This is a genomic window from Methylophilus sp. DMC16 (genome assembly GCF_056314045.1).
In genome coordinates, this window is the sequence record NZ_JBQUZC010000001.1 from 309,846 (window position 1) to 336,267 (window position 26,422).

Sequence of the window (26,422 nt, forward strand, 5' to 3'; positions counted from 1 at the left end):
TTGTACACAAAGCGGCCGGGGCTAGCGAAACTTGCAAAGTCTCGCTAAACCGGGGTTGGAATAAGCCATAATAGCGTTTTAATGATTGGCAGCCCAAGCTGGTGCTCAGCGCTGGATGTTTTGCATTTGATAAAGACAGAGAATGATGAACAATCGCAAGATTATTTTGGCCTCGCGTAGCCCACGCCGCGTCGAGTTACTGGCGCAATTGGGCGTAAGCTGCGACATCATGCCCGCGGATATTGATGAGTCGTGTTGGTCGGGTGAAGATCCTGCCCGTTATGTGCAGCGGCTGGCGCTAGCCAAGGCGCAAGCGATCCATGCAGAGCATGGTCACCGCGGGTTGCCGATTCTGGCGGCAGATACTACGGTCGCGCTGGGCAACGAAATATTGGGCAAGCCGGCGCATGCGGCGGAAGCGCTGGCTATGCTGACGCGGCTAAGTGGCAGCTTGCATGAGGTACACACGGCGGTAGCGGTGATGCACGAGGGTAAAGCGCAGTGTTTGTTGAGTACCACGCGGGTGCATATGATGCCTGTGCCATTGGCGGTGCTACAAGACTATGTGGCTTCGGGGGAGCCCATGGACAAGGCCGGGGCGTATGGCATTCAGGGCCGTGCCGGGGCCTGGATTGCGCGCATTGAGGGCAGTTATAGCGGGGTGATGGGTTTGCCGCTGCATGAAACGGCGCAGCTGCTGAACGCATGGTAAACTGCTATCAAAAAAATAGATTCGGGATTGGATAAGCACTATGTCGTTGGCACAGGAAGTATTGATTAACGTCACGCCGCAGGAAACGCGCGTGGCGATTCTGGAGCAGGGCATCGTCCAGGAGTTGCACATTGAACGCGCCTCTTCGCTGGGGATTGTCGGTAATATTTATCGTGGCACTGTTGTGCGCGTGTTGCCTGGCATGCAATCTGCCTTTGTCGAGATCGGCCTGCCGCGTGCGGCCTTTTTGCATGCGGCCGATATCATGGAATGTCATACCGAGGAGGGCGCGGTGAAAACCGACCGCCCGATTCAGGAGGTGTTGCATGAAGGCCAGTCGATTATCGTCCAGGTGATTAAAGAGGCGATAGGCACCAAAGGCGCACGCCTGACCACTGAAATCAGCATTGCCGGCCGTTTTTTGGTCTATCTGCCTTACCAGAAGCATATCGGCGTATCGCAGCGCATTGATCACGAAGAAGAACGCGAGTTTTTGCGCAATCGTTTGCTCGGCTTGTTGCCAGAAGCGCGCGAAGGTGGCTATATCATCCGCACCATGTCAGAAAACGCCACCGATCAGGAGTTGTTGGCCGACATCGAGTATTTGCGCAAAGTGTGGCAAAAAATCCAGACCGAGAGCACCAAGGTCGGTGAACGCTCGCTGATTTTTTATGACCTGAGTTTGCCGCGACGCATTTTGCGCGATGTGGTGTGTACCGAAACCACCAGCATTCGTGTCGATTCGCGCGAAATGTTTGAGCGGCTAAAAGAGTTTGCCGAACTCTACGTCTCGCATGCGGTAAAACCGCTGACGCACTACAAAGGCGAACGCTCGCTGTTTGAGTTTTACGACATTGAAAACGAGATTGAGAAAGCGCTGGCGCGCAAGGTGGAGCTCAAATCGGGTGGCTACCTGATCTTTGACCAGACTGAAGCGCTGACCACGGTGGATGTGAACACCGGTAGTTTTGTCAGTGGTAAAAACCTGTCCGATACCATTTTCAAAACCAATCTGGAGGCGGCGCAAGCGATTGCCCGTCAGCTACGCCTGCGCAACCTGGGCGGCATCATTATCATCGACTTTATTGATATGGATGAGGATGCACAACGTGCGGCAGTGCTGGAAGAGTTGCGCAGTGCTGTGACGCTGGACCGTGCGCGGATTAATGTGAACGGGTTTTCTGCCCTTGGGCTGGTGGAGCTCACGCGCAAACGCACGCGCGAGAGCCTGGCGCATTTGCTGTGTGAATCATGTCAGGTTTGCCAGGGGCGTGGTGAGCTCAAAACCGCCCAGACCATTTGCTATGAAATCATGCGTGAGTTATTGCGTGAGTCCAAGCAGTTTAAAAATGCCAAAGAGTTCAAGATTCTGGCCTCGCCTGAGGTGATCAATATGCTGGGCGATGAAGAGTCACAAAGCCTGGCCAATCTGTCAGACTTTATCAAACGGCCGGTGTCGCTGCACTCGGATACGCAATACGGCCGCGAAGAGTTTGATATCGTTTGGGTCTAGAAAATTGTTGTTCTGAAGAGGACGGCCAGAGGTAAGGCCGTCCCCGCGATGCGCAGCACTGCGTATGCGTGTTACAGCATGCCGCCAGCCAACCCTGGCAGCACGATACGGCTGATCATTTGCAACAACAGCAAGGCAACCAGTGCGGAAAAATCGAATCCCTGAATCGAAGGCAAGACATTACGCAACGGATTGAGGATAGGCGCTGATAACTGGGTCAGCACGCCATAAATCGGGCTGTATGGATTGATCCAGCTTAAAATGGCCATGAGCAAAATGGCGTAAAAAAACACATCCAGCATTTGCCCCAGGACGGCGACAAAGGCCTGCCAGAACCAAAACACCGGGGACACAGGAGCGGCTGCAAGCAAGGTCAGCAAGGCGAACAGAATTACTTGTACCAGCCAGGCCAGCAACAGGGTTGATAAATCCAGCTGGCGGGCAGGGGGAATCAGTTTGCGGGCCGGCTTCACCATAAAGTCAGTCAGCGCCATGGCCATTTGCCCCAGCGGATTCTGGAACGAGGTTCGGGTCCACTGCATTAAAAAACGCAATACCAGTAAAAAAGTCAGAATGCCAAATACTGCATTCAGTAAAAAAGTTGTCATGTTTTGCAACATTATTGTGCTCCCAATTGATCGCCGAGTTCCTTGGCGCGGCGTGCTGCTTGTGCCGCGGCATGTTGCATCATGCCATGAATATCGTGCTCGCGCATACTGAGCAGGCCTTGTTCGGTAGTGCCGCCCTTGGAGGTCACTTGCTCACGCAGCGTCGCCACTGGGGTAGGGCTCGAGGCTGCGAGCAAGCTGGCGCCTTTGAATGTGGCCAGGCTGAGTTGTTGTGACTGGGCTTCGCTGAGTCCTAAAGCGACCCCTGCCGCGGTGAGTGCTTCTATCATCAAAAAGACATAAGCCGGGCCACTGCCTGAAATCGCGGTCACCGCATCCAGCTGGTCTTCAGCTTCTAGCCAAACCACTTCACCCGCCGCTTGCAACAACTGGTCGGCAACGTCACGCTGGCCCGCTGAGACGGCTGGCAGGGCATAAGCGCCAGTAATGCCCGCCTGAATTTGCGCAGGCGTATTGGGCATGGTGCGAATCAGCGTCTGGTAGCCGCCTAACCAGCGGCACAAGTCGCCGGTGCGGATGCCGGCGGCAACCGAGATCACCAATTGTGATTGTAAGTAGGGAGCCAGCGAGTGTGCCACTGCCTGCAATTGCTGTGGTTTGACCGCCAGCACCACAACCTCAGCCGCCAGTGAGGCTGCCGACAGCGCCTCGCTGGTTTGCACGCCTAATTTGGCTTGTAGCGAAGCATGTTTGCTGGTGTCCGGGTCAATCACGGTAATGTGCGACATGGCAAAGCCTCGTTGTTGCAGGCCTATCATCAGGGCTTGTGCCATATTGCCGCCGCCAATAAAGGCGATGCGGGTGGCTGACAGTGATTGCATGGTATTCAAGTTCCTTCTTTAAACTGAGTCGTTATCGGGTTTGCGCGGGCGGGCGCCAAAAATGGCTGTGCCGATGCGCGCCAGCGTCGCGCCTTCGGCAATGGCTGCGGCAAAGTCACCACTCATGCCAATGGAGAGGGTATCCAGCTGCAAGCCATGCGCATTCAGGTGATCAAACAGGGCCCGTACCTGCCGAAATTGGTCACGTTGCTGGTCGAAATCTTCCACTGGGGCCGGAATCGCCATCAGGCCACGCAAATGCAAGCGCGGTAACTGCCTGATATTTAAAGCCAGATCCAACACCTCTTGAGCGCTGGCACCACTTTTGCTTGATTCCTGGCTAATATTGACTTGCAGGCAAATATTCAAAGGCGCCATGTCTGCAGGGCGCGCGTCAGACAAGCGTTGTGCAATTTTAAGGCGGTCCACCGAATGCACCCAATCGAAATGACAGGCAATTGGCTGTGTTTTGTTGCTTTGAATCGGGCCAATAAAATGCCATGCTATCGCACAGTCCTGCAGTTGCTGTTGTTTGGCGAGCGCTTCTTGCAGGTAGTTTTCACCAAACACCGATTGACCGGCCTGATAGGCCTCCCTGAGAGCCGAGGCAGGTTGTGCTTTACTTACCGCACATAAAGTGACCGATTGTGTGGCCTGGTAGCTTGCACGTGCCTGGGCCAGTTGTTGGCGGATGAGTGCCAGATTGTCAGCGATATCAGTCATGGGAAGCAACACGGTGCCGGGTAGCGGTAAAAAATAACATTATATAAATAATCACTGGAGTGGATTGTGGATATTTCAGATTTATTGGCGTTTTCAGTTAAAAACAAAGCCTCAGACTTGCATTTGTCAGCCGGTTTGCCACCGATGATACGCGTGCATGGCGATGTGCGTAAAATCAACTTGCCCGCCATGGATCATGCTGAAGTGCATAGCATGTTGTACGACATCATGAATGACAGCCAGCGCAAAGTGTATGAAGAAAAGCTGGAATGCGATTTTTCATTCGAGATCCCTGACCTGGCGCGTTTCCGGGTCAATGCATTTAACCACCAGCGTGGCGCCGGTGCGGTATTCCGTACCATTCCGAGCAAGGTGCTGACGCTGGAAGAGCTTAACGCCCCACGCGTGTTCAAGGACCTGGCCGATACGCCGCGTGGTATTGTGCTGGTGACCGGGCCGACCGGTTCCGGTAAATCGACCACACTGGCGGCGATGATTGATTACATTAATGAATCCCAGATGTCGCATATCCTGACCGTGGAAGACCCGATCGAATTTGTGCATACCTCGAAAAAGTCATTGATTAACCAGCGTGAAGTCGGGCCGCATACCATGTCGTTTGAAAATGCGCTGCGGTCAGCCTTGCGTGAAGACCCGGATGTGATTCTGGTGGGTGAAATGCGTGACCTGGAAACCATCCGCCTGGCGCTGACTGCGGCCGAAACCGGTCACCTGGTATTTGGGACCCTGCATACCAGCTCTGCGGCCAAGACCATAGACCGGGTAGTCGATGTGTTCCCGGCGGCAGAAAAGGAAATGGTGCGCTCCATGCTCTCAGAGTCTTTACGCGCCGTGATCTCGCAAACCCTGTGTAAAACCAAAGACGAGCAGGGCCGGGTGGCTGCCCATGAAATCATGATCGGAACCCCCGCCATCCGTAACCTGATTCGCGAAAACAAGATCGCGCAGATGTATTCGGCAATTCAGACGGGCCAAAGTGTGGGCATGCAAACGCTGGACCAGAATCTGCAAGATCTGGTGCGACGCAACGTCATCAGCGCCGATGAAGCGCGTACCAAAGCGGCTAACCGTGATGGCATTATCGGATAAATATTAAAGATGGATAGCAGCATGCAGACCGGCGCCGATCACGCGCAAACCGAGAAATTTATTAATGACCTGTTGAAGCTCATGGTCACGCGTAAAGCCTCGGATTTGTTTATTACCGCAGGCTTTCCGCCGGCCATGAAGATTGATGGCAAGCTCACACCGATTACCTCACAAACTTTGAGTACCCAGCAAACGGCCGAAATTGCGCGTACTGTCATGAATGACAAGCAAGCGCAAGAGTTTAAAGAAACCATGGAGTGCAATTTTGCGATCAGCATGCCATCGGTGGGCCGTTTCCGCGTCAATGCCTTTGTGCAGCGCAGTGCCGTAGGTCTGGTGATTCGGGTGATCAATACCAATATCCCCAAATTTGATGATTTGAACTTGCCGCACGTACTCAAGGATGTGGTGATGGCAAAGCGCGGCCTGATTATTTTTGTTGGCGGCACGGGCTCAGGTAAGTCGACCTCGATGGCCGCCATGCTGGGTCACCGCAATGAGAGCAGCTATGGCCACATTATCACCATTGAAGACCCGGTAGAGTTTGTGCATAGCCACCGAAACTGCATTGTCACCCAGCGAGAAGTGGGCGTGGATACGGACAACTGGCATGCCGCCCTCAAAAACACGTTACGCCAGGCACCTGATGTGATCATGATCGGTGAAATCCGCGACCGTGAAACCATGGATTACGCGATTGCCTTTTCTGAAACCGGCCACTTGTGTCTGGCCACCTTGCACGCCAACAGCACCAACCAGGCGCTGGACCGCATTATCAACTTTTTTCCCGAAGAACGCCGGCAGCAATTGCTGATGGACTTGTCACTCAACCTGCGCTGTATTGCCTCACAACGGTTGATTCCTAAAGTGGATGGTTCTGGCCGGGTGGCTGCAGTGGAAGTGTTACTGCATTCCCCCCTGCTTTCAGACCTGATTTACAAAGGCGATGTCCATGGCATTAAAGAAGTCATGGCCAAATCCCGTGAGTTAGGGATGCAAACCTTTGACCAGGCTTTGTTTGACCTGTTTGAAACCGGTCAGATCAGTTACGAAGACGCCTTGCGCAACGCCGACTCGGTCAATGACCTGCGCCTCAAATTTAAACTCAACAGCAAAGTTGCCAACCCGGAAAATCAGGAACGCAGCAAGATTTCGGATCTGGATATTTTGTAGGCACTCACGCTTTCTACAAATGCGCCCAAGTGCATTACCGCTGCGTTGCATGGCATGCTAGTGGTTTAAATAATCTATCTTGGCCGCTGGTAGCGTTAATAATAATTTAATGAGCTGCGACTGATTACTCGTGTTGGTTTTTTTATAAATGCCGTGCAGATTTTTTCTAATGGTGTCGTGCTTGATGCCTAACTTGAACGCGATCTCTTTTTGCGACAGGCCTTCAGAGAGATAGCTGGTTATCTGTTGTTCTGTCCGTGTTAGCTCATACTTTTCCGTCAGGATCCCACTATGCTGGATAGAGGAGGAGAGGGGCGGATGTTGAACTTTAAACATAAACCCTTGCAATCCTAACGGTTGCTGATGCTCGTCTCGAATGACGTGTACAACATCCCTGATCCACAGGTAGTGTCCATCAGCAGTGAGTGCTCTGTAGGTCGCTTCATGATCCAATCCCGCCAGGATTTGAGACACACAAAAATCCGTAATTAACTGCCGGTCATCCGGGTGGATTTTTTTTACCCAATCCTCCACCGTTTGCCAATCTTCTCGAGCCCATCCCAATAATGGTTCAATTTGGGGTCCAATGTAAACAAAACGTTGGGATGCCCAGTCAATTTTCCACGGAATGGCCAAGGTGGTTTCTAGTAGTGACTTATATAAGTCATCATCATTTGCCATGTTTGATATCACATTTACTGATCTGTGAATCATCATATAACGGTCAAGTTATGACATCAAAGTGTAAATCGTCAGTCGGCTAAAAAATAAAAAAAATCCACATTTGTGTAGTATTTTAAAAAAAAGCACTCATGTAAGATTTTTTAATTCGCTTTAATCTTTTGAAATCCTGACCCTAATGTTGAATACATCAAGCGCAATCGAAGAGCTGGTTGATCTGATTTATGAAACTTTGGAGCGCCCTGCGCTATGGGACGCTGTATTTGATCGTATATCGAACTGTTTTGGCTTGAATGTCATTGCGAGTTCTTCAATACTTTCCACCATCGGGAATGATATGACCTCGTCTGAACGCTTTTCGCTAAGCAGTCATCAACCTTTGTTCAATATAGAGGGAAGCAGTTCCAGCGATCACGCTCTCCTACAAAATCTAGATGCGCATATCCGTCGCGTTGTTTATTTAAAGCAATTAATCACTAAACGCAAACAGCAAGCAGAAACGAGTGTCCGTATGCTTGATCTAGTCAGGCCTTGTGTGGTGATGTTGCGGGAGGAGGGTGAAATTGTACATATCAATCCTGCTGCACGCGGGCTGCTTAGAGCCAACAATTTACTGTCGATACGCGCGAACCGTATTTGGTCACCCAATCCAAAAAAATACCAGCAACTCAAATCGACAATCAACAGAATGATTGCGTTAAAAGATGCCACTCACTCAGGGAAAACTGATAGCCATCTGGTCATCCGTCATCATAAAGATGCACTTTATATGTATCTCTCTATCATTTCAAATCAGTCCAATACGGTGCCATCAATCCAGAAATTACTGGAAGCCCAAGCCATTGTGATGATGCAGATTACAGACCTCAATCAAGGGCTTTCAAGCCATGCCAAGGAGCAATTGTTGTCTGCTTACCAGTTGAGCAAGGCGGAGCTGAATATTGCAGGATTGGTCGCAGAGGGGCTGCAAGTAAATGAAATCGCGGACCTGTTGCAATTGAGTGCCAATACCATCCGCGCCCAACTCAAAGCTATTTATAAAAAAACCAACACCAGCAGGCAAGCCGAGTTAATGCAATTGCTGTTGCGCTTTGATTAATCCGTTTTGTATATCCTTATGAAAGTAATTTATGCAAACAACCACAGATGCGCATTATCTCGAACTTGTAGGCGAGATTTATGACGCTGCTTTGAATCCTGAAAAATGGCCTGATATTCTGCAAAAAGTTGGTCAGTTCACGCAATCAAGTAAAGTCGTCTTATTTACGAATCTACATCTGCCTTCGCAAGGTGGATTTTATTTTACCTGGGGTATCCCGCAAGCAGTGACGCAGCAATATGTAGATCACTACCAGCCCTATGATGTCTGGACACAAGTGGGTATACAAAAAGGCATTTTTTGTGAAGGCGTTGTCACCCTCGGGACTGAGTTGGTGCCGCATCAACAGTTTCTGGAGTCAAAAATCTGGCGAGAGCTGTTGGTGCAGGCAGATATGGCAAGGCTATGCACAGGCATAGTATTTGGCATGGATAATCAATATGCAATGCCGGTAGGGGTATCATTATTTCGTGGAGTAGATGAACCACCCTTTGATGAACAAGACCGGCAAAAGCTACAGCGCTTGCTCAGGCATTTTTCGCGAGCACTGGGGGTGATGTTCCAATTGCGGGATGCAGATCTTCAAATCGCAGCCTCACGCACCGCGCTGGATGGTCTGCGGAGTGGCGTGTTATTACTCAATGCACAGGCTGAAATTCTTTTAGCTAATCGGACTGCACAGCGTATTTTGCAAAGTCAGGACGGACTGACCGCCAGCGAAAATAATACGCTCATCACCCAATGTGCAGAGACTCAATTTGCGCTTCAACAGATTCTGCAAACCTGTCTTCAACATGACCTGATGGAGGTCCCGCATTTTTCGCAATCTATCGCCATTGACAGGCCTTCTGGCAAAGCTGCCTACAAGTTGTTCTTTTCCAGGCTACCTGAGCACAATGACTTTGTTGCACAGCCTAGTTCTGCACATGCCATGCTGTTTATCACCGATACCGAGCAGCCACTTAAAGTTTCTGCCGAGTTATTGAAAACCACCTATGGTCTGACAGAGGCCGAAGTCAAACTTGCCCAGCAATGCCTCGTCAACGACAGCATGCCCGCCATCACCACTGCACTCAACCTCAGCGAAAACACCATCAAAACCCAGCTCGCCAGCATCTACCAAAAATGCGGCATCCACCATCGGGCAGAGCTGATGAAGGTTCTCATGGCATTAGCCACGGACTAGTTCCAATCATGCCCCATCCCTGCTTTAAGCGATGGGGCATTTCATCAAGCTCACATACTGCAGTTCCCCCCATTACTCAGGCGCAAGATAGTAAGAGCCATCTTTGTCTATTTCGTTACCACGCACATTATTTTTATCCAATAAGTTGGTTTTTAACCCATTTGGGTGATGTGTGATGTTTTAACCCTCACTACCATAGCTCACATAACACGCGACCAGTCACTGCTGCCGTGAAAACTAAATAAAAACGACTGGCGCCCGCTTTACAGGCTTCTTATCCTAAGGGTACACACCATGCAATTGATTACAACAACCAAACCGCTACTTGCGGGCGTGATGTTGCTGGTCGCCACACATGCACACGCCACGCTCACTAACTATACCGCCAGTGGTCAAGAGGTCGTCTACAGCTCGGTGAGTAATGTCACTTGGACCAAAGATGCAAATTTATTAGGCAGTATGTTCGCCAGCCAAGGCTTTAATGCAGTGGTGAACGCCATTATTGCTGCTAATCCGACCATCAATACACCACATTATGCTAACCCCAGCGGCATCTATACTCTTAGCGATAATGACTTTGTTGACAATGGCAGGGTTACTTGGTTTGGTGCTCTGGCATTTGTAAATTACCTCAACAAAATAAGCTATGCAGGTAACAATCAATGGCGTTTACCATCGGTCATCGTTGAGACTGAAGGTGTAATCCGTGGAAATAATATTGCATTCGGCAATGAGTATTTTGAACTTTTTTATGAAGAGTTAAATGGTGCCACTGGCAATAATATTCCAGACTCCGTGTTTTTTGACAATGAGCAAATGCGAGGTTACTGGACAGGAAAAGAGCATAACTTAAATCCAAACACTGCGTGGATGTTTTATTCACAGTTGGGTGAGCAGAATAACCGTGGTAAACAGCTCCAAGGTTTTGTGTGGGCAATAACTCAAGGACAAATCACGTCAGTGCCTGAGCCTGATTCGTTGGCAATGCTGTTGTTGGGTTTAGGTGTGATGGGTAACGTCGTGCGCCGCCGTCGCGGTTGATATCTTGGTTGTTTGAGTCATTAGATATTGATAGGTGGGGACACTCATGTTGTGCGCATATAGCCCTTGCACAAACCAATAATTAAAGCCCATTAACTTATCGATCGTCTGCGTAAGCAAAAGAACAAAAAGAGGCGCAGACAAGTTTTAATCAATCGTTTTTTAAAGACTTTTCTATTTTAAATCCTCTGAAAGGGAAAACATATGAAGCAGACCAAGCAATACCAGCCATTAGCGGCCAGTATGCTGTTTTTAGCATGCTCGCAGGCACACGCGATTGCAGTGACAAATGTGGTGGTGTCAACGCCAATTGCATCCAATTTGACTAATCTTAGCCTGTGGTCTGAGAGCAAAACACCTTTTGCGACGGATGCCTACAGCGATTTGTACACGTATGATACTGGTAAACCTTATTTAAAAATCACTGATGACAAAAAAGGGACGATTAAGTCTGAAATCTTGCAAAATCAGTTAACAAGAACAACTAGTTATAAAACCGACGATGCAAGCGGTATATTTTATATGAATGCCACTGCGCCTGGCTCAAGCGTATTTAGACTAAACACCACGGTCACTTTTGATCCAGCACTTGCCAAGCTAAATGAGTATGGTTATTCAACGGGTAGTTTTTCGATGAGTATTGGGGGCAGCGTGGTTGGGGCTGGATCGTCACTGAGTGAAGTACCTGGTTTAACTTCTTATCAAGCACCCGTTTGGGCGTTTTCTATTAATGGCGGGGCTTATCAACAATTAGCTACCTCGTTAAGTCTCAGTGCTAATTCCTTCAGTTCGGGGGCTAGCATCGATTTATATTCTCTGGTTGGCAATTTATTACCTGACTCAACGGCAAATGTTTCGTTTTTGGTTTATACAAACCAGGACTTTCAAATGAGTCGATTTGACTACTCATACACCTCATACGCTTACGATCGCAAGTCTGAAATAACCCCCGCTGCGCCTAAAGTGTTAGACAGTGTCATCACTACCTATGAGGTTACACCCGTGCCAGAGGCTGATAGCTACGCCATGTTAATCGCTGGCTTGGGCTTGCTAGGCGCTGTGATTCGTCGTCGTCAAACAGCCGTTTAAATGTTTGTTTCACGGGGATGGTCATCATTCCCCTCACTTTTATCAATCGAGGAGAATTTTATGCAAATCACAAAAACGTTACGTGCATTGCTTGCCATTGCCAGCTTGTCAGTATGCAGTGTATTCGCCATGAGTGCACAAGCGGCAACCTATCAAGTTGAGCAAAGCTACAGCGGTACATTAGTGCAAACCGAAACGCTGATACCCAATGGGCAGGGCGGTAACAATATTTTCTATCAAAGCACAGTTGATTTCACGCCTACAAATCTCATCAGTGGTGATGCCAGCTTGTTTTCAAGCTCGCTAAGTACGATCACTGAGATTTTATACAATGTAGCGACAGATAAAGCGAGTTGTGCTGGTGAGTGCACATTTGTTGAGACCCTGAAAAATGGTGATACTTTTTTTGGCACATTAATATCCAACGGGGCCAGTTTTCTTGTCCCGAGCACAGATCCATCATCTAGAGCATTTGACCAAATAGGGTTTACTGGAAGTTTTTTGATTAAAGGCGGTACTGGCTTGTTTGCAGGTGCAACTGGTTTTGGCACTTATAGCGGCGTAGATGATTACACCACCATGACGGAAACCTTGACTTCTAAATTTACGGTCACCACGGTGCCGGAACCAAAGAGTGCCGCTTTGTTGCTGGTTGGCTTGGGCTTGATGGGCGTAATAACGCGTCGTAAACCTGCTGCTTAATATTTGTCTCCCAAGGCAGTGCAGAAAAAGTTTAATTGTGCTGCCTCGGATCTGTGCTCACAAATTGGAGATGATGTTGAAAAGCTTTAAAAGTGTATGCAGTGTTTTTCTGTGGTTGGTGATTTCGATTGCAAATGCGGGCACGAATGGTGTGTATGTTTTACAGGGTAGTAGTTATTCGCTCAAGGTTGAGTTTGGTGAGAATACTTTGACCACCATAGAGCCAAACCGAACCAGTGTTTATCGGCAAGTGAAGCCAGACACTTATGAGTTTATCAATCAAAATAATCGCAATATTCGTTACTGGATGACGGTGATTGATGACCGTACCTTGGAAGCCTCGAAGCCCGATACCGATGCTGCGCCAACGCGCTTGGTTTTGCAACAGGGTAGGGCGCTGGAGCGGGTGGTTGATATCAACAAACAATGGGCAGGATTGGCGGATAAGTATATGCATCTCGCTGAGAGTGATCCTGCCAATACGCAGGCATGGACAATGTGTGCAACCACCGCGTATTCACGCAGCACCATGAGTCAGGCTGACGGCGATGCGTATGCGGCTAAAACTGCGGCTTTACTCAAGCAAATGGGCGTGTCAAACGCCTCGCCTTGTCCGGATGTGCTGCCGTTTTAAAGGGATTTGTTTGAAATGCAGAGGCTTATAACAAGAATGGCACAGGCAATCATCCCTGATGTATTGATCATCGCGCTCTCACTGATGTTATGCAGTTGTGCACAAATGCCGCAAGTCATCCCGAATCACCAGGATCAGGTCGGTGATTCTGTAAAGTCCATGCAGGATGATGATCCGGTCGCTGCCCTGGCGCAACTGGAGCAAAAAGAGGCAACACAGAATTTCAAGCCAGATGTTTTATTTTTGCTGGAAAAAGGTGAATTAAATTTCATCAATAGTAAGTATGAAGCCGCGATACAAAGTATAGAAGCGGCTGATGCCTTGATTCGAAATAATGAAGACAGTCAGCAAACGAAAAATAAAATCAAGAGTATGGCCGCTGCCACTTTAATCAGCGAAAAACTCAAGGATTATCCCGTTAAGGATTACGAAAAGGTGATGACCAATGTCAGGCTGGCACAAGCCAAGATAGCCCTGCAACAGGTCGATGAGGCGCGAGTGGATATCAAGCGCTCTCATGAGCGGGAAGCATTGATTGAAGCAGGCATTTCCAAGAAAGAAGAAGAACTTCAGGCACTCAAAAAAGAAGCAAAAACAGAGGAGTCACCTAAGGTCTTGGATGGTTATCCTGTCGATACGATCAATTCACCAGAGGTGCTTGCCCTAAAAAACGGTTATCAAAACGCCTTTAGTCATTATTTGTCCGGGTATTTGTATGAGGCGATGGGTGAGCCAGGGTTGGCCGCTGCGGGATACAGAAAGTCAATTGAGTTGGGCGGTCTCAAAAATGATCTGGACGATGCCCTGGCTGGGTTGGATCGCCGGATGGCGAATCGCGGGCGGGCGGATACCACCGATGTACTCATTGTTTTTGAGTCAGGAAATGCGCCGCAAATCAATGATAAAACTTTCACTGTGCCTGTACCCACGCCAACCGGCTTGAACACGATCACCATTTCTTACCCTGTTATTTATCCTTCAGAGCCTGGACAAATGCCAAAAGTGAAGTTGGCTGGTACTGAGGCAATGCTGGTTCCTCTCACCAATTTTAATGCCATGGCCAGACGCACACTTAAGGATGAAATGCCTGGCGTCATCACCAGAATCATCACGCGCGGCGCCGTGAAGGGGTTGGTGCAAGATCAGCTAGCCAGTCAGCTTGGCATTGCTGGATCATTGGTAGGCGCAGCCGGTGCCATGCTGAGCGAGGGGGTGGATGACCGCAGTTGGCAAACGTTACCTGAGCAGATTTCCATTGCCAGGCTGCGTCTGCCACCTGGGGGGTATGACCTATTGATTGACGGCAACCTCGCGCAGAAAGGACCTGAAAAAGTGGAGGTGAAGGGTGCTTACATGATTCTTCCTGTTCGATTGCTAAAAAACAGTTTTCGCGTTGGCAACGTCACCTATATTGGCCAGCTTCTCCTTAAGCCGAGTGAGCAGAAGACTAAACCAGGCAAGAAAAACAGCCAGCCTAGAAAGCCCGCTAAGAAAAAGAAACCGTTAAATGACTGATAAGGATTTTGAATGAGCAAAAAGACTTTTTTATTGGGCGCCTTGATCTTGATGGGATGCCAAAAAGAAATGATTAAAGAGGTGACCGTGCCTGTGGAGAATCAACGCTTTATTTACCAAAGCCCACGTCATGGCGTCGTGTTGAATGGCCTCAGAAGCCAAACGAGAAATGGGCTGTTACATGTGCAGGCCGAGGTCCAGAATAAGCTCAATCAAAACGCGAATGTGTTCTGGCGCGTACGTTGGCTCAATGACGGCGGGTTTCAGATTGGTGACGGTGAGGTGTGGAAGCCAGTGAACGTTGGCCCCGGACAATTAAAGTTGCTTGAGTCAGTCGCTACCAGCCCGCAGGCGGTCGATTTCAAGTATGAAATTAAAGTGACCCCAGAATAACAGGATTAAATACATGAACAGGTTATTGATAGGTGTTTTTTTACTGGTGTTGAGTTCGAGCTGGTGTTTTGCAGAGAAGATTAATTATGAGGATAGCAAAGACATTGAAGTGGTGACCATTGATTTTGGTTCAACAGATTTGTTGATGATTACCGAGAAAATGGTTTCTTCTTTACTCACTGAGCAGGAGTTGTTAGCCAATAAACCGGTGATCAAGCTGGGATATATCAAAAACAAAACTAGCGAGTATATAGATACCAACAACATTTTAAGCTCGATTTCCACGCATCTGACTAAGAGTAAAAAAGTCCGGATTGCCGCCTCTAATGAAGATAACCAGCAGATTGTTGAAGAGCTGGCACACCAAAACCAGAATGGTTTGTATAAAAAGAATACTGCGCCCAAGATTGGCGGCATGTTGGGCGCCAAATATCTGTTGGATGGTGAATTAACCTCTATCGTTAAAAAGAACAGCAGTGAAAAAGATGTTTACTACAAATTCACGCTTAAATTGCGCGACCTGGAGCAAAACATCATTGAATGGCAAGAAGAAAAAGACATCCGTAAAACTGCCAAGAGGTAATCATGAAAAAACACATACCCATATTGCTGCTGAGCCTTGCAGTGATGCTGTTTACTTCTGCAGTTTTCAGTATGGACGGTGAACCTAGACTGCCAAAAATAGCAGTTTCAAATCTCGCTTACAAAAGAGAAGTGAAGGATTATTTCTTTGAGAGCCAAAGTGACTTTCAGGCTAAAACACAAGCTAGAAAGAATGCAAATCGTTTGCGGCAGTCAGAGAGCTATAAAAATGAAGTGGAGTTTTCTACAAGATCAAAAAGCAGCATCAAAACCAAAACCGAGTTTAAAGAACTCAAGCAGTTCATGGCTGACATCAAGGGCGAGTTAATCAAGTCAGGCAATTTTACTGTCATCGAATCACCGCCTTATACCGCCAATAACGAGAAAATTTATGATGTGATTCAACGCATCAAAATGAAAAACTTTAAAGGTGCAGATTATGTATTATTTGGTGTGTTGAATAGCGTGCAGGCCGATGAAAATGTGGTTGAAATAAAAAGTACGACGACCAATAGTCTCCAGTATTTTGTCAATTTGCAAGCGGATTTTTCTTTGATTGACACCAGGACATTCAAAGTGATTGCCGCATTTTCATCGGTGGGCAATGCCCAGCAGACCATTTTGTCTGACGAAGAAAAGCATGATGTTGTGCGGGTTAATCATGCAAGATTAATTTCTGATTTATCCAAGGATTTTGCAGCAGATGTCATCCGGCAAATCCATCAGCAACTTGGCCCCGTTGAGCCTGGCAAGCGTTCAGATGAGGACTCAAAAGCCAAACCAAGCAAAAACAGCGAGGTTACTGTTTATTATTAATGATCAGGCTTACCACTTGATACGGGCGAAACTTTAATGCAAGTCGGTAAGCAATTTAATACTCGCGTTATGCTAGTGCCAAGGTTTCCTGCTGAAACACCAGATTGCCCTGCGTAATGGTGGCAGTGACCTTGCCGGTCAGGCTGTGATTCACAAATGGCGTATTCTTGCCCTGGCTGAGCAGGGCGCGACCATCTACGCGCCATTCCATTTCCGGGTCGTAAATCACCACGTCGGCCGTGGCACCCGTTTGCAAAGTGCCTGCATTAACACCTAGAATCCGCGCGGGGATTTGCGTGACTTTGGCCAGGGCTTGCAAGGGGGCCAGTTTGGCCTGCGCAGACCATTTCAAGGTCAGTGGCAGCAAGAGCTCAAGCGCTGAGGCACCAGGGTGCGACTCGGCAAACGGTAATGCTTTGGCGTCATCATCGACTGGCGTATGATCCGAACAAATTGCATCTAGCGTACCGTCCAGCAAGCCAGCACGTAGTGCGTCACGGTCGCGTTGGGTGCGTACAGGCGGTTTCAGATGCACCATGCTGTCAAAAAAGCCGATATCCATATCGGTCAGGTGCAGGTGCTGGATGCTGACATCAGCTGTCACTGCCATGCCAGTCTGTTTGGCTTGCCTGATCAATTCAACCGATTCAGCCGTGGAGACCCGGGCGATATGCAATTTGGCGCCTGTGGCCTGGGCGATCCGCAGCATGGTTTGCAGCGCAATGCTTTCTGCCGCCGCCGGGATGCCTTTGAGCCCCAGTCTGGAGGCGACTTCGCCATCATGGGCGACCCCGTTTTTTGCCAGGTACGGATCTTCGGCACGCATGAACAGTGTATAGCCGAAGGTTGCGGCATATTCAAATGCCCGCCACAAAACCTGGGTATCAACAATCGCTGTATCCGCCTGTGAAAAGCCCACACAACCGGCAGCGGTCAGGGCGAACATTTCTGTGAGTAAATGGCCTTCAAGTTGCCGTGTGACTGCGCCCAGTGGATAGACATGGGCGAGGGCATGCGATTTCGCTCGGTGCTTGAGCATCTCGACCAGGCCAGGCTCGTCCAGTACCGGGTCAGTGTCTGGCGGGCAGGCCAGACTGGTGACGCCACCCGCCATGGCGGCGCGTAACTCACTTAGTAAGGTTGCTTTGTATTCGCTGCCCGGTTCCCGCAGGCGCGCACACAAATCCACCAGGCCAGGTAACACCCATTTGCCTTCGGCATCCAATGTCTGGTCTGGTTGGAAACCTTGGGGCGCTGCACCCATGCCAACAATCTTACCTGCGCTGATATAAAGATCTTGCACCTGATCCAGCTGCTGGCTGGCATCCATCAAGCGGCCCTGTGTAATCAGGATATTCATGCGGCGTTGCCTCCTCCAAGAATTGCCATCACCGCCATGCGTACTGCAATTCCATACGTAACCTGTGGCAGGATCACGGATTGTTTGCCGTCCGCCACTGCCGAATCAATTTCCACACCCCGGTTCATCGGGCCTGGGTGCATGACAATGGCATCCGGCTTGGCCAGTGCCAGGCGCTCAGGGGTCAAACCAAAGGTCTGGAAAAACTCCTGTGAGCTGGGTAACAAGGCGCCGGACATGCGCTCGTTTTGCAGGCGCAGCATCATGACGACGTCTACGTCTTTGAGGCCTTGCTCCATATTGTGGAACACTTGCACGCCCAGCTTTTCCACATCGGCAGGCAACAGGGTGCGCGGTGCGATCACCCGGATTTCTGGGACGCCCAGCGTGGTCAGCGCATGGATTTCACTGCGGGCGACGCGTGAATGCAAGACGTCACCCACAATCGCCACGCGCAGGTTGTGCATCTCTGGCTTGTATTTGCGGATGGTGAATACATCCAGCAAGCCTTGGGTCGGGTGCGCATGGCGGCCATCGCCGGCATTGATCACGCTGATGTGTGGCGGCACGTGTTGCGCAATGAAATGCGCGGCACCGCTTTGCTGGTGACGGACCACAAACATATCCGCATGCATGGCAATCAGGTTGTTCACCGTATCAAGAATGGTCTCGCCTTTGGATTGTGACGAGGTGCTGACATTGAGGTTGAGCACATCGGCCGACAGGCGTTTGGCGGCGATTTCAAACGTGGTGCGCGTACGCGTACTATTTTCAAAAAAGATATTGCAGACGGTTTTGCCACGCAGCAGCGGCACTTTTTTCACTTCGCGTTCAGCAACGCCGACAAAGTTTTCGGCGGTGTCCAGAATATCGGTCAGAATGCGCTTGGGCAGACCTTCGATGCTTAGCAAGTGTTGCAGCTGGCCCTGGGCGTTGAGTTGCGGGTTATACATTGGCATCCACTCCATTCGCTGCCGAGGTGGCAATGCTCAGGTGCAGTTTGCCCTGAGTATTGATTGCCAGTTCAAACGATTGATTGGCCTGCAATGGCAGATCGGCGCCAGTCATATCGGGGCGGATCGGTAGTTGGGCGCCACCACGGTTAATCAGTACCGCCAATTGCACCGAAGCCGGACGGCCATAATCAAATAATTCATTCATGACGGCACGTGTGGTGCGGCCGGTATAAAAAATGTCATCAATCAGGATGATGTGCTTGCCGTTTACATCAAACGGAATTTGCGCGGGCTGCGCAGTGGTTTTGAGGCCACGTTGCGCATAATCATCGCGATACATGGCTGCATCCAGTTTGCCATGCACAATGTCTTGCCCCAGCTCGGCCTGCAAGCGCTGCAACAATTTTTGCATGAGCCAGACGCCGCCCGTATAAATGCCAACCAGAGCCGTTTCCGCCTGAATACGCGGTTTGAGTTGAGCGTACAGATGATCAAGTAATTGTTCGGGATCAGGTAAAGTCATGAGAATCCTGTGCTACTTACGTGCATGATAAGCATCAAAATAAGATTGTAATATAGTTTGGGCGGCAACTTGATCCAGCATCTGCTTTTGCGCACGGCCACGAATGCCTGCTTCGCGCAGGGATTGTGAGGCCTCCGCCGACGACAGGCGTTCATCCACCATCACCACCGGCAAGTTAAAGCGGCCCTCGAGACGCTGGGCAAACTTTTGCGCCAAGGCCGTCATGGCATGCGCCTCGCCATCCAGGGACATGGGTAGCCCAACCACCAGCAGCGCCGGTTGCCATTCTTTTAGCAAGGATTCAATTTGCGCAAACTTGGCGGCGTTTTCTTCAGCCTCTATGGTCAGCAGTGGGTGTGCCAGTTTGAGCAGGGTGTCACCGACGGCCACCCCGATGCGTTTTTCACCAAAATCAAATGCCAGCAGGGTGCCTGTGATATCGGGATAGCGACGCTGGGTGATCGGTAAATGGCTTTGGTTAAGTGGCTGTTTGCCAAGCCTGGTTGCATCAGGCATGCCCGGCAACCTCGGACAAGGTGGCAAAGTCCACCCCTAATTGCTGCATGGCCCAGAGCAGCTTGTCATCGCTGGGTAATTTAAAAATCAACTTGTGCAGCTGGTGGTGATCTGCCAATGGCAAGGTTAGCCAGGCGTTGGCCTGGATTTCCTGTTCCAGCTGACCGGCTGCCCAGCCAGTGTAGCCGAGCGCAATAAACATGTCTTGTGGCGCTTCATCACGGGCGGCGGCTTCGAGGATATCCTTGGATGAGGTCATGGCCAGCCTATCGGACAAGCCCATGGTAGTATTAAATTCAGTGGCTGGCGCATGCAGGACAAAGCCACGCTCTACTTGAACGGGCCCGCCAAAATGCACCGGGCGCGCCTGTTGTTGCGCAACATGGCACTCCATCTCCAGCTGTTCAAACAGGTCGCCCACATTCAGTTGCAAGGGATGGTTGAGGATCATGCCCATGGCGCCATCTTCGTCGTGATTGCAGATCAGAATCACGCTTTTGCTGAAGTAGGGGTCCTGCATGGCTGGCATGGCAATCAGGATTTGGCCGGTCAGGTCCAGACGGCTTGTCTGGTCATTCAAAGTCAGTTGCTCACTCATTGGGGATAGGCTTTATGGCTGCGTTTCATGCATGCGCTTCCTCAGCGCTCAAATATCCGGTAATTTCAAAACCAAAGCCATCCATGCTCGGCATTTTGCGCGGGGCAGCCATCAGGCGCATTTTTTTCACGCCAAGGTCGAGCAAGATTTGTGAGCCGATACCGTAATTACGTAATTCCTGATTGAGGACCAGTTTTTGGTCTGCCCGCAAAATACGGTCAGTCAGGCCGAGGCCATCTTCATCATGGTTGATGAGTACGATGACGCCGCACGCGGCCGTGCTGATGGTACGCATGGCCTGGAGCAGATTCCAGCTATGTGATTGGTGGCTGCTATCTAGCAGGTCTATCATCGACAGCGGCTCATGGACCCGCACCAGCACTTCATCGCTTTGCTCGGGCTGGCCCTTGATCAGCACCAAATGGGTTTCCTGGGCAATGTGGTCGCGATAGGCGATAAGTCGCATCGTGCCAAACACGGTTTCTATTTCGCGTTCTGCGCTACGTTCTATCAGTCTTTCGTGTGCAGCACGATAGTGGATCAAGTCGGCAATGGTGCCGATTTTGATATTGTGCTCGGCGGCGACCTGCATCAGGTCTGGTAACCTTGCCATCTCGCCATCGTCTTTGAGGATTTCGCAGATGACGCTGGCGGGCTCACAGCCTGCCAGTTGCGCCAGGTCGCAGCCTGCCTCGGTATGGCCTGCGCGTACCAGCACGCCGCCATTCATCGCCGATAACGGGAAAATATGCCCGGGGCTAACAATGCTGCTTGCATTGGCCTGCTTGGCAATGGCGGCACGGATGGTGGTGGCGCGGTCTGCGGCCGAAATACCCGTGGTGACGCCCTCAGCAGCCTCAATCGAGACGGTAAAGTTGGTGCCCAGGCGCGTGCCATTTTTTTGCACCATAGGAGGCAGGTTTAATTGACGGCAACGCTGTTCGGTCAACGTCAGGCAGATCAGGCCACGGCCATATTTGGCCATAAAATTGATATGCTCAGCGGTGACAAATTCTGCGGCGATGACAAAATCACCTTCGTTTTCACGGTGTTCATCATCGACCAGAATCACCATTTTGCCAGCACGGATATCGGCAATAATGGCCTCGATAGGACTGATTTGCGCCGACATTACTCCTGCTCCCAAGCTTGCATCCGCTCGACATAGCGCGCAATCACGTCAATTTCAAGGTTCACCGGGTCGCCCGCTTTGGCATGCTGCATCATGGTGTGCTGCATGGTATGCGGGATCAAATTGATACTGACCTCATCCTGCTGAATCTCATTGACGGTGAGGCTGATGCCATTCACGCAGAGTGAGCCTTTTTTGGCAATGTATTTGCTGATGGCATGAGGCGCGCGCACTTTGAGTAGCCAGCATTCGCCGACGGACTCCAGTGCCGTGATGCTGCCTATACCATCCACATGCCCGGTCACCAGATGGCCGCCCAGGCGATCAGCCAGTCGCATGGCTTTTTCCAGGTTGACAGGCCCAGGTTGGCTTAGGCCGGTGGTGACCTCTAGCGTGACTTTGGATACCATGACCTGAAAGCTGCGTGAATTAAAGTCAGTGACGGTGAGGCAGACACCGTTGACGGCGATGCTGTCTCCCAACTGCACATCTTCCATGCCCAAAGACGGCGCTTCTATGCGTAATGCACAATCTTCGCCATGTGGAACGACTTCGGCAATCCTGCCGACGGTTTGAATAATCCCAGTAAACATGGTGTGATTTTATCAGTGCTGCATGCTAAAGTAATCACATTCCCGCAACATTTTTCATTCATACGGATAGAGGGTTTCTGTGCGCCTGGACGATTTGGAAGAAAGTCAGCATGTTGAAGACCGCCGCGGTGGCGGCTTTGGTGGGCGCAGTATCGGCATAGGTTCCATTGCACTGGTGCTGGTCGCCATGTATTTTGGCGTCGATCCCCAGCTGGTGTTAAATCTGGCGCAGCAAGCCCAACCTGTGGCCGAGTCGCCGCAGCGTCCTGAGCAAAGCCAGGACCCCAAGGTGAAGTTTGTTTCTCAGGTGCTGTGGAGTACCGAGAAAATCTGGCAGCAACAGTTCTCCGCCAGTAGACGGCAATATATGGCGCCAAATCTGCAACTGTTTAGTGGCATGACCAGCACTGCGTGTGGTCAGGGGCAGTCGGCCATGGGGCCGTTTTATTGCCCGGCAGACCAAAAAGTCTATATTGATTTGAGTTTTTACCAGGAACTGCAAGACCGATTTAAAGCGCCTGGAGATTTCGCACAGGCGTATGTGATTGCGCATGAGGTGGGGCACCACGTGCAAAATCTGCTGGGGACTTCAGCCAAGGTACAACAAGCCAGGCAACAGGCCGGGTCTGAGGCCGCATCCAACGCCTATTCGGTCAAACTAGAGCTACAGGCGGATTGCTATGCGGGCGTCTGGGCCTATTATGCTGATCAACAGTATCATGTGCTGGAAGCCGGGGATGTGGAAGAAGCGCTGCAGGCGGCAACGGCTATTGGCGATGATGCCTTGCAAAAGCAGGCGCAAGGCTATGTGGTGCCAGATAGTTTCACCCATGGCAGTTCTGCACAGCGGGTATATTGGTTCAAGCAAGGCTTGCAGTCTGGCGACCTTAATCAGTGCAATACCTTCAACAGTTAAGCATTCAATCAACCTTGAATATAAAAATAGTGTTAATTAGTAAAGAGAAATATGACAGAAGCAAGAGTACTCAATGAGGATGCACATTTAATTGAAACAACGGTTTCCAGTGCGGTGATGGCGCAGGGGAAAATGCTCACCGTCCGCTACGATGAAGCACGCTTGCCAAATGGTCGGGTAAGTAGTCGGGAGTATGTTACCCATCCCGGTGCCGTCGCCATTGTGGCGCTGACACAGTCAGGTGAGGTTGTACTAGAGCGCCAATTCCGCTATCCACTCAAGCAGGTGTTTATAGAGTTACCCGCTGGCAAGATCGATGCAGGCGAGCCGGTATTGACCACAGGCCAGCGTGAGTTGCTTGAAGAAACCGGTTATGCGGCCAAAAACTGGATCAAGCTGGGGATACAGCATCCTTGCATCGGCTATTCCAATGAGGTGATCCATATTTATCTGGCGACAGACCTCTCACTGGGCGATCATGCCAGAGATATCGACGAAGCGATGGATGTGATGGTCTGGCCGTTTGAACGCATTATGCAAGCGATTGAAGACGGTGAAATTACCGATAGCAAGACGATGTCCGCCATGCTGATGGCCGAGCGTTACTTGCGCAAGCATCCTTTGCCTGGCCTGGCGCTGTAAAGGGCCACGATGCGTGTTTTGCAGATAGGCTGTGGTGCATTGGGCAAGCTGATTGCACAGGCGACCCTGGCCCAAGGGCATGCATTGACAATCGTCAGGCGCTCTCAGCAGTCTGTGCCTGACGGCGCAGCCGCCCTCTACCTGGATGTCGTCTCTGCAAATGGCCTGTCTGCCCTGGCAGACCAGGCCCCGGAAATCCTGCTGTATTGCCTGGCGCCCGTGGCAGGGCAGAGCTATCGGCAAACTTATGTCGATGGCTTGCGGCATGTGCTGGCCAATGTGGATCAGCGCGCGTTAAAGCATGTGTTTTTTATTTCGAGTACCAGTGTGTATGGCGAGCAGCAAGGGCAGTGGGTTGATGATGATACGCCTGCCATGCCGGCTGAAGAAAATGGCCAGACGATCCTGGCCGCCGAGCAATTGCTGGATGATTTGCCTTGCTCGCATACTGCGTTACGCGTGTCTGGCATTTACGGCCCGCAACGGCTTTACCTGCTCAAGTTGCTGCAAACCCCTGAGCGCTGGCCACAACATATCCAATGGACCAACCGTATTCATGAGTTGGACGTTGCGGGTGCGGTGGTGCATTTTTACTGCCAAATTGAACACGCACTGCCGTTGCCAGCGCATATTATTTTGACGGATGGTGCGCCAGTGCCACAACATGAGGTGTTGCAATGGCTGGCGCAGCAACTGCAGCGGCCAGGGCCTGTGACCCCGACCGGTGACTTGCAGCGCGGTAAACGGATTCGCAACCCGTTTTTGCAGCAATCTGGTTACCCGTTTTTATTTGCTGATTATCAGGCAGGCTATGCAGCCATACTCTCTAAAATGGATCATGTATAAAAAAAATATTCTCACACTGTTTCTTGGCTTGCTGCTGACAGCGCTTGGCCTGTCTGCACAGGCAGGTACGTCGCAAGAGGCGTCGCCGGAAGGCTTTCAGCCCTGGTTAACGGCATTGCGCCAGGAAGCATTAACGATGCAGATTGCGCCGGCCGCGGTTGACGCGACGCTAACAGGCGTCGTCTATTTGCCACGCGTGATTGAGCTTGACCGCAAGCAACCAGAATTCGTCACCAGTTTTTCTGCCTATGTGAACCGCCGCATTAATCCGCGTGTGGTGAGCAAGGGCAAACTCATGATGCAGGACTATGGTGGCGTTCTCTATGTGGTAGAAGAGTTGTATCAGGTGCCCAGGGAGGTGCTGGTGGCCTTCTGGGGGTTGGAAACCAATTTTGGCGGATTTACCGGGGATATCCCGTTAGCGTCTGCCTTGGCGACCCTGTCATTTGAAGGGCGCCGCGCTGCGTTCTTTAAAAAAGAACTGCTGAACCTGATGCGTGTGGTCGAGCGTGATCAACGCTATGATAGTCCGGTGGTGGGATCATGGGCGGGCGCGACCGGGCATATGCAATTTATGCCATCCACTTTGCTCAAATATGGGGTGGATGCCGACGCGGATGGCAAGATTGATATCTGGGACTCTTATCCAGATATCTTCAGTTCTGCCGCCAATTATTTATTGCAGGCGGGCTGGCAGCCTGGCCAGCCGGTGAGCTTTCAGGTCGCCTTGCCTGCGGGCTTTGATTATAGCCAGGCGCAATGGCAACAGACCAAAGCTGTCAGTGAGTGGGTGAAAGCCGGAGTGGCGGGCGTTCCAGCCAGCGCACTGGCCTTGCCAAAAGCGTCGATTGTATTGCCTCAGGGCTTTGATGGTCCGGCATATATGGTATTCCCCAATTTTGACGTCATTATGCAATGGAACCGTTCCATTAATTATGCGCTGGCCGTGAGTTTGCTCAGCCAGCAGTTGCGTCAGGACAGTTATACCTTACAGCTGCCGCCTGAGCCACCTGCGCTAAGCTATCAGCAAATGTGGCTGTTGCAGGAGTCATTAAACGCGCAAGGGTTTGATTGTGGGGCCCCTGATGGCTTTCCAGGTGCCAAAACCCAGGCCGCGATCCGTCGATATCAAGCGAGCAAAGGGTTGCCACAAGATGGCTATGCAGGCGCCGAATTGTTTAGCCGTTTAACGACACCCGTGCAAACGGCACAGTAATTTAGCGTGTTTTAAACCAGCCCGTCACGCTCACTCTTGGCTGGGTGGCGGGCAATACCTGGTGCCAGAATCTGGCGGATAAAAACAGCACGAGTCGGCCGCCTAGCGGCAAGATATCCAGATGTCTGGCATCTTGCTCCGGGGTCTGGTGATGTTCATCCAGATACAGGCGCAAGGCGCCCCCTGCTTGTTCTGGCCAATCCTCACTGAGATAGATAATTGCGGTCAAGCTGCGGACGCCGCTTGGTATTTGGGTGGCGTGCTTGCGGAACTGGTCGATGTGCGTGGCGTAGCCGATGGAGCCGGCAGGGTAGAGGGCAAAATGGGTTTCGTAAGTGGCCAGTCCCATCATCAGGTGACGATTTGCCATCTGTTGCACCTCAGCCATCAGGCTAAAGTAGGCTTGCAAGGCAGGATCCGGGTCGTCGGCTTCCAGCCAGGCAATGCGGTCAGCACGAAGGTTGGGATTGGTAATGGCGGCTTTACTCGTGCCCGCCTGATGCATCTGCCCTTGCTTGTCGCGCGCCAATGCCAGCGTGCGCAATGCGGCGATGGTGTCGGACGGCAAGCATTGATCGATCAGGCAATATTGGTGTTCACTGAGAGACTCTACGAGCATGTCAGTCAATGTGGTGATCGGTGCGCCCATGGGCAACTGAAAAATCTGCATGGCAATATTATAAGCGTGATCCCATTGCCTAACGA

At 50.7% G+C, this 26,422-nt stretch carries 30 protein-coding genes; 18 read left to right on the plus strand and 12 right to left on the minus strand.

Annotated features, from left to right (window positions below):
* Positions 1 to 145 precede the first annotated feature (145 nt).
* Positions 146 to 712: a Maf family protein gene (locus tag ACT53D_RS01545; RefSeq protein WP_476155563.1), complete on the plus strand. Its 567-nt coding sequence runs from the start codon at positions 146 to 148 to the stop codon at positions 710 to 712.
* A 46-nt stretch (positions 713 to 758) separates the two neighbouring features.
* The gene (gene rng, locus ACT53D_RS01550) at positions 759 to 2,225 is read left to right on the plus strand and encodes a ribonuclease G (RefSeq protein WP_476155565.1); all 1,467 of its coding nucleotides are present in this window, start codon (positions 759 to 761) and stop codon (positions 2,223 to 2,225) included.
* Between the two features lie 71 nt (positions 2,226 to 2,296).
* Here the strand turns inward: rng and ACT53D_RS01555 are convergent, their stop codons facing one another.
* Genes ACT53D_RS01555 through ACT53D_RS01565 form a run of 3 tightly spaced genes read right to left on the minus strand, consistent with a single transcriptional unit; the run spans position 2,297 to position 4,398 of the window.
* Positions 2,297 to 2,833, minus strand: coding sequence for a YggT family protein (locus ACT53D_RS01555; protein WP_476154146.1), 537 nt, complete (start codon positions 2,831 to 2,833; stop codon positions 2,297 to 2,299).
* A gap of 11 nt (positions 2,834 to 2,844) precedes the next feature.
* The gene (gene proC, locus ACT53D_RS01560; protein WP_476154148.1) at positions 2,845 to 3,675 is read right to left on the minus strand and encodes a pyrroline-5-carboxylate reductase; all 831 of its coding nucleotides are present in this window, start codon (positions 3,673 to 3,675) and stop codon (positions 2,845 to 2,847) included.
* Positions 3,676 to 3,693: 18 nt separating this feature from the next.
* On the minus strand, positions 3,694 to 4,398 hold the full coding sequence (locus ACT53D_RS01565; RefSeq protein WP_476154150.1) for a YggS family pyridoxal phosphate-dependent enzyme: 705 nt from the start codon (positions 4,396 to 4,398) through the stop codon (positions 3,694 to 3,696).
* A 66-nt stretch (positions 4,399 to 4,464) separates the two neighbouring features.
* Between ACT53D_RS01565 and ACT53D_RS01570 the strand changes: the two genes are divergently transcribed.
* Together ACT53D_RS01570 and ACT53D_RS01575 are read left to right on the plus strand one after the other, a co-directional pair.
* Positions 4,465 to 5,508, plus strand: coding sequence for a type IV pilus twitching motility protein PilT (locus tag ACT53D_RS01570; protein WP_194748247.1), 1,044 nt, complete (start codon positions 4,465 to 4,467; stop codon positions 5,506 to 5,508).
* Positions 5,509 to 5,517: 9 nt separating this feature from the next.
* Entirely contained in the window at positions 5,518 to 6,681 is a 1,164-nt protein-coding gene (locus ACT53D_RS01575) for a PilT/PilU family type 4a pilus ATPase (RefSeq protein WP_476154152.1), read from the plus strand.
* Between the two features lie 57 nt (positions 6,682 to 6,738).
* Here the strand turns inward: ACT53D_RS01575 and ACT53D_RS01580 are convergent, their stop codons facing one another.
* Positions 6,739 to 7,362: a helix-turn-helix transcriptional regulator gene (locus tag ACT53D_RS01580; protein WP_379075390.1), complete on the minus strand. Its 624-nt coding sequence runs from the start codon at positions 7,360 to 7,362 to the stop codon at positions 6,739 to 6,741.
* Between the two features lie 178 nt (positions 7,363 to 7,540).
* Here ACT53D_RS01580 and ACT53D_RS01585 point away from each other — a divergent pair, with 178 nt between their 5' ends.
* The 10 genes from ACT53D_RS01585 to ACT53D_RS01630 all read left to right on the plus strand — a co-directional run bounded on the left by ACT53D_RS01585 (position 7,541) and on the right by ACT53D_RS01630 (position 16,419).
* On the plus strand, positions 7,541 to 8,461 hold the full coding sequence (locus ACT53D_RS01585; protein WP_379075393.1) for a helix-turn-helix transcriptional regulator: 921 nt from the start codon (positions 7,541 to 7,543) through the stop codon (positions 8,459 to 8,461).
* 31 nt (positions 8,462 to 8,492) lie between these two features.
* Complete coding sequence (locus ACT53D_RS01590) at positions 8,493 to 9,647, plus strand: helix-turn-helix transcriptional regulator (protein ID WP_379075396.1); 1,155 nt, start codon at positions 8,493 to 8,495, stop codon at positions 9,645 to 9,647.
* 294 nt (positions 9,648 to 9,941) lie between these two features.
* Positions 9,942 to 10,688 (plus strand): Lcl domain-containing protein, encoded by a 747-nt coding sequence (locus ACT53D_RS01595; RefSeq protein ID WP_379075399.1) that lies wholly within the window; start codon positions 9,942 to 9,944, stop codon positions 10,686 to 10,688.
* Between the two features lie 204 nt (positions 10,689 to 10,892).
* A complete protein-coding gene (locus tag ACT53D_RS01600; RefSeq protein WP_379075402.1) occupies positions 10,893 to 11,777 on the plus strand; it encodes a PEP-CTERM sorting domain-containing protein in 885 nt (294 codons plus the stop codon).
* 60 nt (positions 11,778 to 11,837) lie between these two features.
* Positions 11,838 to 12,479: a PEP-CTERM sorting domain-containing protein gene (locus tag ACT53D_RS01605; protein ID WP_379075405.1), complete on the plus strand. Its 642-nt coding sequence runs from the start codon at positions 11,838 to 11,840 to the stop codon at positions 12,477 to 12,479.
* 76 nt (positions 12,480 to 12,555) lie between these two features.
* The gene (locus ACT53D_RS01610) at positions 12,556 to 13,113 is read left to right on the plus strand and encodes a hypothetical protein (protein ID WP_379075408.1); all 558 of its coding nucleotides are present in this window, start codon (positions 12,556 to 12,558) and stop codon (positions 13,111 to 13,113) included.
* Between the two features lie 6 nt (positions 13,114 to 13,119).
* The gene (locus ACT53D_RS01615) at positions 13,120 to 14,628 is read left to right on the plus strand and encodes a COG3014 family protein (protein WP_476154156.1); all 1,509 of its coding nucleotides are present in this window, start codon (positions 13,120 to 13,122) and stop codon (positions 14,626 to 14,628) included.
* Between the two features lie 12 nt (positions 14,629 to 14,640).
* Positions 14,641 to 15,021, plus strand: coding sequence for a YcfL family putative periplasmic lipoprotein (locus ACT53D_RS01620; protein WP_379075414.1), 381 nt, complete (start codon positions 14,641 to 14,643; stop codon positions 15,019 to 15,021).
* A gap of 13 nt (positions 15,022 to 15,034) precedes the next feature.
* Positions 15,035 to 15,604 carry a penicillin-binding protein activator LpoB gene (gene lpoB / locus ACT53D_RS01625; protein ID WP_379075417.1) on the plus strand — a complete coding sequence of 190 codons (570 nt, stop codon included), beginning with the start codon at positions 15,035 to 15,037 and terminating at the stop codon, positions 15,602 to 15,604.
* A gap of 2 nt (positions 15,605 to 15,606) precedes the next feature.
* A complete protein-coding gene (locus ACT53D_RS01630; protein ID WP_379075420.1) occupies positions 15,607 to 16,419 on the plus strand; it encodes a hypothetical protein in 813 nt (270 codons plus the stop codon).
* 67 nt (positions 16,420 to 16,486) lie between these two features.
* Here the strand turns inward: ACT53D_RS01630 and ACT53D_RS01635 are convergent, their stop codons facing one another.
* Genes ACT53D_RS01635 through ACT53D_RS01665 form a run of 7 tightly spaced genes read right to left on the minus strand, consistent with a single transcriptional unit; the run spans position 16,487 to position 22,097 of the window.
* Entirely contained in the window at positions 16,487 to 17,779 is a 1,293-nt protein-coding gene (locus tag ACT53D_RS01635) for a dihydroorotase (RefSeq protein ID WP_379075423.1), read from the minus strand.
* The gene (locus ACT53D_RS01640; RefSeq protein WP_194748244.1) at positions 17,776 to 18,732 is read right to left on the minus strand and encodes an aspartate carbamoyltransferase catalytic subunit; all 957 of its coding nucleotides are present in this window, start codon (positions 18,730 to 18,732) and stop codon (positions 17,776 to 17,778) included. The genes ACT53D_RS01635 and ACT53D_RS01640 overlap by 4 nt, the downstream gene beginning before the upstream one ends.
* Positions 18,725 to 19,258, minus strand: coding sequence for a bifunctional pyr operon transcriptional regulator/uracil phosphoribosyltransferase PyrR (gene pyrR, locus ACT53D_RS01645; protein ID WP_476154159.1), 534 nt, complete (start codon positions 19,256 to 19,258; stop codon positions 18,725 to 18,727). Before pyrR ends, ACT53D_RS01640 begins: the two co-directional genes overlap by 8 nt.
* A 12-nt stretch (positions 19,259 to 19,270) precedes the next feature.
* Positions 19,271 to 19,774, minus strand: coding sequence for a Holliday junction resolvase RuvX (gene ruvX, locus ACT53D_RS01650; RefSeq protein WP_194748242.1), 504 nt, complete (start codon positions 19,772 to 19,774; stop codon positions 19,271 to 19,273).
* Positions 19,767 to 20,372 (minus strand): YqgE/AlgH family protein, encoded by a 606-nt coding sequence (locus tag ACT53D_RS01655; protein ID WP_476154161.1) that lies wholly within the window; start codon positions 20,370 to 20,372, stop codon positions 19,767 to 19,769. Before ACT53D_RS01655 ends, ruvX begins: the two co-directional genes overlap by 8 nt.
* Positions 20,373 to 20,397: 25 nt before the next feature.
* Positions 20,398 to 21,504: a bifunctional 3,4-dihydroxy-2-butanone-4-phosphate synthase/GTP cyclohydrolase II gene (gene ribBA / locus ACT53D_RS01660; RefSeq protein WP_194748240.1), complete on the minus strand. Its 1,107-nt coding sequence runs from the start codon at positions 21,502 to 21,504 to the stop codon at positions 20,398 to 20,400.
* Positions 21,504 to 22,097: a riboflavin synthase gene (locus ACT53D_RS01665; RefSeq protein ID WP_275355895.1), complete on the minus strand. Its 594-nt coding sequence runs from the start codon at positions 22,095 to 22,097 to the stop codon at positions 21,504 to 21,506. The genes ribBA and ACT53D_RS01665 overlap by 1 nt, the downstream gene beginning before the upstream one ends.
* A gap of 79 nt (positions 22,098 to 22,176) precedes the next feature.
* On the opposite strand from ACT53D_RS01665, the gene ypfJ reads away from it, so the two are divergent.
* The 4 genes from ypfJ to ACT53D_RS01685 are packed head-to-tail and all read left to right on the plus strand — an operon-like array spanning position 22,177 to position 25,717.
* Positions 22,177 to 23,013 (plus strand): KPN_02809 family neutral zinc metallopeptidase, encoded by an 837-nt coding sequence (gene ypfJ, locus ACT53D_RS01670; RefSeq protein WP_476154164.1) that lies wholly within the window; start codon positions 22,177 to 22,179, stop codon positions 23,011 to 23,013.
* 51 nt (positions 23,014 to 23,064) lie between these two features.
* On the plus strand, positions 23,065 to 23,655 hold the full coding sequence (locus ACT53D_RS01675) for an NUDIX domain-containing protein (protein ID WP_476154166.1): 591 nt from the start codon (positions 23,065 to 23,067) through the stop codon (positions 23,653 to 23,655).
* Between the two features lie 9 nt (positions 23,656 to 23,664).
* A complete protein-coding gene (locus ACT53D_RS01680; RefSeq protein ID WP_476154168.1) occupies positions 23,665 to 24,501 on the plus strand; it encodes an NAD-dependent epimerase/dehydratase family protein in 837 nt (278 codons plus the stop codon).
* Positions 24,494 to 25,717, plus strand: coding sequence for a lytic murein transglycosylase (locus ACT53D_RS01685; protein WP_476154170.1), 1,224 nt, complete (start codon positions 24,494 to 24,496; stop codon positions 25,715 to 25,717). The genes ACT53D_RS01680 and ACT53D_RS01685 overlap by 8 nt, the downstream gene beginning before the upstream one ends.
* A 1-nt stretch (position 25,718) precedes the next feature.
* Here the strand turns inward: ACT53D_RS01685 and ACT53D_RS01690 are convergent, their stop codons facing one another.
* On the minus strand, positions 25,719 to 26,387 hold the full coding sequence (locus tag ACT53D_RS01690; protein WP_476154172.1) for a 2OG-Fe(II) oxygenase: 669 nt from the start codon (positions 26,385 to 26,387) through the stop codon (positions 25,719 to 25,721).
* Between the last annotated feature and the right edge of the window lie 35 nt (positions 26,388 to 26,422).